The following is a 7,646-nucleotide window of genomic DNA, read 5'->3' on the forward strand; positions in this document are numbered from 1 at the left end:
GGTCCATACATGTTTTGTGCCCTGAGCTGTTTCTACTGGTGTGAGCAACGGGCTGCTGCGGGGCCGGACAACATCTGCTGTTGGCGTATCATCTGGCAAACTAATAAAATAGTTACGACCTGGCAGCTCATCTTGCTTAAACTGCTGAAACCAGCCGCTTTGGCTAGAAACATGGTTTGCAACTAGATCAAACATCAAGTTAAAGTTGCGTCCAACAGCTTCAACATCAGTCCAGTCACCCAGGTTAGGATTAACCTCTAAAAAGTCAATCACAGCAAAGCCATCATCAGAACTGTAGGGAAAAAATGGCAGAATGTGAACGCCGGTAATGGTTTCTCGCAAGTGAGTGTTGAGAAACTCGTGAAGGGTTTGGAGGGGAGATGTTTCATCACTGCAAATGCTGTCACCATAGGTGATAAGCAAAATCTTATCTTGATCCCATTTGCCTAAATCTTCCTGAGAATAGGCTTTAAGATGGTCTTTGGTCAGGTCATACAGCCGGAGGAGAAGCGTATCAATTTGCTCTTCCGCATAAATCTGGCTTAGTAGAGGGTGAACCTTGGCGGTAAATTGATTAAAGGATACGGCGGTTTTAGACGTTGTCAACATAAATATGATGTGCAGTATGTTGTGGGCAAGCACTAAAGGTGCATAAGCGTAAATGCTTACAAAAAATCGTAGGGCTCAAGATAAAACACTTGCTCCCCAAAGCTTTTGAGTATTCCCGATGATTTGAATGTCTAGCGAGGCTTCTGAATAACTGGATTCAGTTAATGTCTATTTGGGACAGCTTAACCCAGGTCGCTAGATAATTCACTACCAAAAAAGTCTGTGTAGCGGGGTTATTAGTAAGACTAATAACTAAACGATCTGGGCTGCGGTTACGAGTACCTAGATTATCATCGGTTTTTAGAAAGGTCTTGACGTAAGTACAGAGATCGAGAGTGCTTCACATCTCTCAACAAACTCTGAAGCCTCTGTAAACGCCTAGACTGTCCTGAACACTATAGAAGATCAAAAATTTAGCGCTGTCACACTTTAGGCTGAATAAAGTTATGAAATCCAGACAAAGGACCGCTGCAAATCTAAAGCAAAAGGGCGACTTGGCAAGATTCCAAATCACCCTCTACTAAATATGTCTGCGCATTACCGTATGTGCTCGCCTTAATAAGTTCAGCTCAGCATGCTTAAGGGCAGGATCAAATAGCGCTGATGAATGTTTAGCCACCCTTCTTTACGAAAGTCCCTAAGCAATCGTGTAACCGTTACGCGAGTTGTACCAATAGTTGTTGCCAGTTGGTGATGGGTTAAGCGTATGGTGAGCTTCACACCTTGGGGCTCTACCTGACCAAATTCTTGGGCCAGCATAATTAAAAGCTGTCGTAGACGATCGGCTACTAAGCGTTTACCCGATAGGGCCAGCCAGGCTTCTGACTGCTGAAGACGCCGGGAGAGATGGGAAAATAAACCTGCCATCAACGTTGGAGAATTTTCTAGTTCTGCCATGGCTAGGGGCAAAACATCTGCTGGTGTCAGAGCTGTTGCCCAGTAAGGGCTTACTCCGGTCAAACTCAGGCCAAAGGGCATGGATGGCCCGGCTAGTCCTAGCAATGTTTCACTGCCATCGGGGTGGATTGTGTGTAACTGCACAATGCCTCGACAGATTACATAGATTTCACCACACCTTAGAGGAATGCTTTGCCCCGCTGTAAATGGGGTTAAGTTGCGCTCATGGTAGAGCTGTTCTAGCAGTGCAATATAGTGATCTGATGTGCGGGTTCTTTGGGTGAGCTGCGATACTGACATAGAAAAAACTGAGCCCCTGTGAATGCTATACGAGCAATCGACAGCAGAGATGTATTTTAGCCAACGGCAATGCTTGAATCACTCTGCTAAATATAAAACTGGTACGTCTACTTTTCGATATCATCCATCAGCACAGATGAATCGCTGGCACCATGAGTTGGTAATCATTTGAATCGATATTACCGACATGATTAAAGCCAGGACTTAACAGAAGGTAATCAAAAGGTTAAGAAAAGAGAAACCTTTTGATTACTGCAGTTTATATTTTGTTAGAGAAATTGTTGTGACGGTGAGGAGAGAGGTGATGAGGTCTATGCCAGGCTACGGACATCGCTAACCTGGCCATTGATAGCGGCGAGGGCTACCATAGCTGGGCTCATCAGCAACGTCCGACCTGAAGCAGAGCCCTGGCGTCCTTTAAAGTTTCGGTTTGATGAGGACGCGCTGATTTGACGGCCCTGCAGCTTATCGGGATTCATCGCTAGGCACATGGAACAGCCAGGCTCTCGCCATTCAAAGCCCGCCTCTACAAAAATTTTGTCTAGCCCCTCTGCTTCAGCCTGCTGTTTGACCTGTTCTGAGCCTGATACCACAAAGGCTTTGATGCCTTTGGCGACCTGACGCCCTTCCGCTACTTTTGCAGCTTCTCTTAAATCGCTGAGACGACCGTTGGTACAGCTGCCGATAAAGCAGACATCAATAGGGGTACCAAGCATCGGCTGCCCCGGGGCCAAGTCCATGTAGCTGTAGGCTTCTTGAATCAGCGGTTGCTCGTCTGGGGTAAAAGCGTTCAGTTTGGGAATGGTTTCATCTACGCCGATGGCTTGATCGGGGCTAATGCCCCAGGTAACGGTCGGAGCAATCTCTTGCGCATCAAAAACGACGACATCATCGTACTCGGCGTCGATATCGCTACGTAGGTTATCCCACCAAGTAACGGCCTGACTGAAGGCGTCTTCCTTGGGGGCATACTCACGTCCCTTGAGATAGTCGTAGGTAACCTGATCGGGATTGACATAGCCACAGCGGGCTCCACCCTCAATGGACATGTTGCAGAGGGTCATGCGTTCTTCCATGGACATGGCTTCAATGGTGCTGCCAGCATATTCATAGGCATAGCCCGCTCCGCCTTTTGCTCCCAGGGTTCGAATAACATGCAGGGTGACGTCTTTGGCATAGACGCCAGGAGCCAGGGGGCCATTGACTTCAATCCGGCGAACCTTCAGCTTTTCAAGGGAGAGAGTCTGGGAGGCGAGGACATCTCGCACCTGGCTGGTGCCGATGCCAAAGGCAATGGCACCAAAGGCACCATGGGTAGAGGTATGGCTGTCACCGCAGGCGATGGTCATGCCTGGTTGAGTCAGACCCTGTTCAGGGGCAATCACATGGACAATGCCCTGGCGACCCGAGCCGACATTGAAAAAGCGAATGTTGTTGGATTGTACGTTGCTCTCTAAAGCCGCAATCATGTCCTCAGCTAGGCTGTCGGCGAAGGGGCGAGCCTGACTGTCGGTGGGGACAATGTGGTCAACGGTGGCGACAGTGCGCTCAGGAAACATGACCTGGAGGTTGCGATCGCGCAGCATAGCAAAGGCCTGGGGGCTAGTGACCTCGTGGATCAGGTGCAGACCAATAAAAAGCTGGGTTTGCCCTGAAGGCAGTGTCGTGACCGTATGCAGATCCCAAACCTTATCGAATAACGTACCCTTGCTCATGCGTCGCCTCTGTCTGACCAAAAACAGCTACTAAGGTATCTATTCTAGCCTTAGAGGTCCACTTCTATGTCGTAGCTGAGAGCGGTTCAGACTCGCCATTGGCAACAAACCCTGCGCGCCCCGTGCGCGACAAACGGTCAGCGAACGTGATTCAATACTTAAAGATGCGGCTTTTTGTTTTTGCTTTTTTGTTTTTAAGACGGGAGTTTAGTGATGGCTGGAGCAGTAGTTTATTTGGTTCTTCTATTTGGTGCAGCAGGCGCTGGTCTTGGCCTGTACTACGCATTTAAGACTGCAAAACTCATCTAAGGCGGCCCTAAAATTTGAGATTCATTCAACCAAGGGACAGGGAAGACACGTGCTTCCCTGTCCCTTGGGCATTAGGGTTGCTTCCACTATTTCAACCATGTCTCACCCAGGCGTTCGAGTAGTTTTTGCTAGTCAAAACTCCAATACCAGCTAGCAAAAACCAACTGAGTACATTAATACGAGCATCAAAAAGGGTGACATCAAAAAGGCTAAACAGCATACATCCGGTAAACGCCAAAATATAGCTCAGCAATACAGGACTATCGTTAGCTACTATCAGGCGACAAATGCCTGCAGCATAGGTACGTCCCACTACCCAGCAAAACAGCACCATAGTTGGGATACCTGTGTCTCCAGCGAGATAAAGCCAAAGATTGTGGGGATGGAACAGACGCTCGTGGTCAGTCACGCTAAAGGGGACATATTGGTGACTAAACCCACCTAGTCCCCAGCCGACCAAGGGCCTCTGCTGGATTAAATCAAGCGCTATCTGCCAGGCGGCTATCCGCGGGTCCTGGATAAATAGATTAAGGTTTACGGCCCGCCCACCAAACCCCATAAACAAAAGTCCTGTGGCTAGGGCGCTGAGGATTATGAACCCCACTGTCCATACCCAGCGGTAGCGTCTTACCCAGTAGCCAGCCACCAGCAACAAAAAGACCGCCGTAATCAGTCCATTTCGAGAACTGGTGCAAAAGATGCCCAAACCCGCCAGACTGGTTGCTATGGCAAGGGTAGCCGTCAGCTCAGAAGATTGTTTTAATCCCAAACGCAGATGACCTACCAGTAGCCCCAACCCTAGCCCTAACACAATGATCAAATAGTTACTCAAAATATTGGGGTGGCTAAGACCTCCATGGGCACGGTGCCCAGCAAAACTCACGTCAAAGACCCACCGAAATATAGACCAGTCGCTGACTCGCTCAGCGATGTTTGGGAATCTGACAATATACTCAACCAAAGCGGCAACGCTAAAGGGCAATGATCCGAGCACCAAGGCCTGGGCTATGGTGGTCAATGTCATGCTGGGTGGTCGAAAACGAGGTGCTGTTGTCAGCACACCCACCAGCAAAAAGTAGGGCAAAAAATTAGCTAGCTGCAGCCAAGCATCCCCACGGTTTACGGCCAAACAGGCACTGATTATCAGACCCAGGGTTAACAGACCATACCCCATTTGCCACAGCGTTCTAGCAATAGTGTGAAATCGCTGCCATAGGGCTGTTAGCATCAGGGCTACTAGAATGGCTAAACCCAGATAGCTGGCAAAGGGAAGCACCACCAAAGCGCCTAACCATAGCCAGTCGTAACCGGGGCCTGATCGAACGATAGCTAAAAATTTCTCTGTGGATCGGGTTGAGTTAATACGCACCGTCCCCCATTAAGACCACCCATACTGTACGAATTAGAATATAGAGATCTAGCCAAACTGACCAGTTCCGGACGTAATAGGCGTCTAGATTAACCCGCTCTTCATAGGTGATATTATTCCGTCCTGACACCTGCCATAGCCCTGTAAGTCCGGGTAGTACCTGGGTATAGAGTTCAAACTTGTCGGCATAGCGACGCACTTCATCATGAACAATGGGTCGTGGTCCCACCAGGCTCATTTCACCCCGTAAAACATTCCAGAGCTGGGGCAGTTCATCTAAACTGGTGCGTCGCAGCCATTGGCCTAAGCGGGTAATGCGAGGGTCATATTTGAGTTTGCGGTCTTGATTCCAGTGATTGCGCAGCTCTGGCTGACTTTGTAGATAGTCCTTGAGCACTTTGTCGGCATTGGGCACCATGGTGCGAAATTTCCAGGCTTTGAAGGGGCGACCTCGGCGGCCAATCCGTACCTGGGCATAAAAGATTGGCCCTGATGAGTCGAGGCGAATCGCTAAGGCAATTAGCAAAATCAGGGGCAAAGAAGCTAAACCAACAAGCACGGTTAAACATTGGTCGAGTAGGCTTTTAGCGAGTTTTGGTCCCGGTAGCAACAGCTGCTGTCTAGATTCGAGACCCAGCACACCGCCGAGATCGCGAGCCGCCACCCACAAACTGGCCATGCCAAAGAGATCGGGAATAATCAACAAGTGAGGAAAGGCCCGACCGTAGCGCTGGACTACATATAACAATCGGTCACGGTGGACCCCTGGCATGGCCACAATGGCGTAGGGAATTTGATTGCGGTTAGCGAGTACTGGAGCCTGGGCCAAATTGCCAATGACAGGGACGCCTTCAAGACTGCCGTGTTTGTTGACATCATCATCAAGTACGGCCACGGGCTTAAGCCCCAGGGATGGCTGGCGGTGCAGTGTGCGAATGACCAGGGCACCGGTTTCACCCGCTCCTAGGACCAACACTGGATAACCCCACCAGGATCGTTTGGCCACTAGAGCACGCAGGGAATATCGACCGAGCAATGGCAAGATAACTGATAGTCCCCAGGCCATGAGAAATGCGGCTCGGGAATATAGCTCTAAATCACGAAACAGAAAGATGGCTGACCCCAGGGTGAGATAGAGCAGCGTTGTGGTTAATGTCAGACGTCGTAACTCTTCTACTGGGCCAATGCCGTGGCCAGGGTATAGGCCTGCTAGACCATAGCCTAAGAGAAATAGACCTAGTAAAGGCCACAGCTCCCAGTAAAGGGACGGTTCATATTGGCCGTTAAACCACAGACGGACATAAACGCTGGCAATGCCGGCAAAACTCAAACACAGAGCGTCGCTCGTGACTAACGCTGTCACCATATAGCCGGGGTGAGCGTTGACTTTGAGCGGTGCGATCGCAGGTTGAGTCGGCTGGGAGAGCGTCATGATTAAAACTGGGCCGAGGGCGATAACCTAATTACTCTACGGGATTACCTTGCAGGAAGCCTGTATAGGTTTGGTCAATACAGGTACGAAATTGCTCGTGAAAGCGCTCAATGGAGAATTGCTCCGCCTGATGCCGTAGGTTATCTCGATTTAATTCATACATACCCATATCAAAGGATTTTACGGCCTGTTCCAGACTCTCAACTGTCTGTTCAGTGAACAGCACACCCGTTTTACCATGGATTACTGTTTCAGCTACCCCGCCTCGCCCAAAAGCAATGACCGGAGCTCCAGCTGCTTGAGCTTCCACGGGGGTAATTCCAAAATCTTCCTCTGCTGGAAAAATAAACCCCTTACATCGTTGCATATAGTCCGTGACTACTGCATCCGGCTGCTTCCCCAATAAACGAATCGTTGGCCCTGCCATTGCCTTAATCCGTTGCCAATCAGACCCGTCTCCGATCACCACCAGCGGTAGTCCTAGCCGGTTAAATGCCTCCACCGTCAGGTCTACGCGCTTATAGGGAACAAACCGAGACACCGTTAAATAAAACTCTTCACGAGGATGCTGCCAATCAAACCGAGACACATCCACAGGTGGATAAATTACCGTTGCCGGTCGCCGATAGGCTCGCCAAATTCGTTTAGCAATAAACTGTGAATTCGCCACAAATCGATCCACCCGATTGGCACTAGTGCTATCCCACAGCCGAAGATAGTGCAAAATCAAGCGGGTAATCGCACCCTTAACACCTTGCTCTAAACCAGCCTGCCGCAAATACTGATGTTGCAAATCCCAGGCATAGCGAACGGGTGTGTGTACATAGCTAACATGCAGCTGATGAGGCGCTGTTAGGACCCCCTTAGCCACCGCATGATTGCTAGAAATCACCACATCATAGGCAGATAAATCAAACTGCTCAACTGCCAACGGCATCAGGGGCAAATACTGCCGAAATACCCGTTTAGCCAACGGCAACCTCTGAATAAACGACGTTTGAACCGAACGATGGCC

At 49.6% G+C, this 7,646-nt stretch carries 7 protein-coding genes; 1 reads left to right on the forward strand and 6 read right to left on the reverse strand.

All coding sequences use genetic code 11. From position 1 onward, the window contains the following. The 3 genes from IQ260_RS24015 to leuC all read right to left on the reverse strand — a co-directional run. Positions 1-609: alpha-amylase family glycosyl hydrolase (locus IQ260_RS24015; RefSeq protein WP_265579581.1), on the reverse strand; the 609-nt coding region annotated here is incomplete at its 3' end. Positions 610-1,173: 564 nt separating this feature from the next. Next, complete coding sequence (locus IQ260_RS24020; RefSeq protein WP_193995609.1) at positions 1,174-1,806, reverse strand: Crp/Fnr family transcriptional regulator; 633 nt, start codon at positions 1,804-1,806, stop codon at positions 1,174-1,176. A gap of 311 nt (positions 1,807-2,117) precedes the next feature. Beyond that, the gene (gene leuC, locus IQ260_RS24025; protein WP_193995610.1) at positions 2,118-3,521 is read right to left on the reverse strand and encodes a 3-isopropylmalate dehydratase large subunit; all 1,404 of its coding nucleotides are present in this window, start codon (positions 3,519-3,521) and stop codon (positions 2,118-2,120) included. A gap of 213 nt (positions 3,522-3,734) precedes the next feature. Here leuC and petL point away from each other — a divergent pair, with 213 nt between their 5' ends. Beyond that, positions 3,735-3,830: a cytochrome b6-f complex subunit PetL gene (gene petL / locus IQ260_RS31965; protein WP_456152056.1), complete on the forward strand. Its 96-nt coding sequence runs from the start codon at positions 3,735-3,737 to the stop codon at positions 3,828-3,830. A 91-nt stretch (positions 3,831-3,921) separates the two neighbouring features. Here the strand turns inward: petL and IQ260_RS24030 are convergent, their stop codons facing one another. The 3 genes from IQ260_RS24030 to IQ260_RS24040 form a co-directional block, all read right to left on the reverse strand. Continuing rightward, entirely contained in the window at positions 3,922-5,199 is a 1,278-nt protein-coding gene (locus IQ260_RS24030; protein WP_193995611.1) for an O-antigen ligase family protein, read from the reverse strand. After that, positions 5,189-6,631: an undecaprenyl-phosphate galactose phosphotransferase WbaP gene (gene wbaP, locus IQ260_RS24035; protein WP_193995612.1), complete on the reverse strand. Its 1,443-nt coding sequence runs from the start codon at positions 6,629-6,631 to the stop codon at positions 5,189-5,191. Before wbaP ends, IQ260_RS24030 begins: the two co-directional genes overlap by 11 nt. A 31-nt stretch (positions 6,632-6,662) precedes the next feature. After that, the coding region (locus tag IQ260_RS24040; RefSeq protein ID WP_193995613.1) for a glycosyltransferase at positions 6,663-7,646 on the reverse strand (984 nt) is incomplete at its 5' end.

It is taken from the genome of Leptolyngbya cf. ectocarpi LEGE 11479, assembly GCF_015207065.1.
Taxonomy (GTDB): Bacteria; Cyanobacteriota; Cyanobacteriia; order Phormidesmidales; family Phormidesmidaceae; genus Leptothoe; species Leptothoe ectocarpi.

What these genes read in the sequence shown, in the direction of transcription:
- petL (WP_456152056.1), top strand. Translation starts at nt 3,735, where the DNA reads ATGGCTGGAGCAGTAGTTTATTTGGTTCTTCTATTTGGTGCAGCAGGC.
- IQ260_RS24020 (WP_193995609.1), bottom strand. Translation starts at nt 1,806, where the DNA reads ATGTCAGTATCGCAGCTCACCCAAAGAACCCGCACATCAGATCACTAT.
- leuC (WP_193995610.1), bottom strand. Translation starts at nt 3,521, where the DNA reads ATGAGCAAGGGTACGTTATTCGATAAGGTTTGGGATCTGCATACGGTC.
- wbaP (WP_193995612.1), bottom strand. Translation starts at nt 6,631, where the DNA reads ATGACGCTCTCCCAGCCGACTCAACCTGCGATCGCACCGCTCAAAGTC.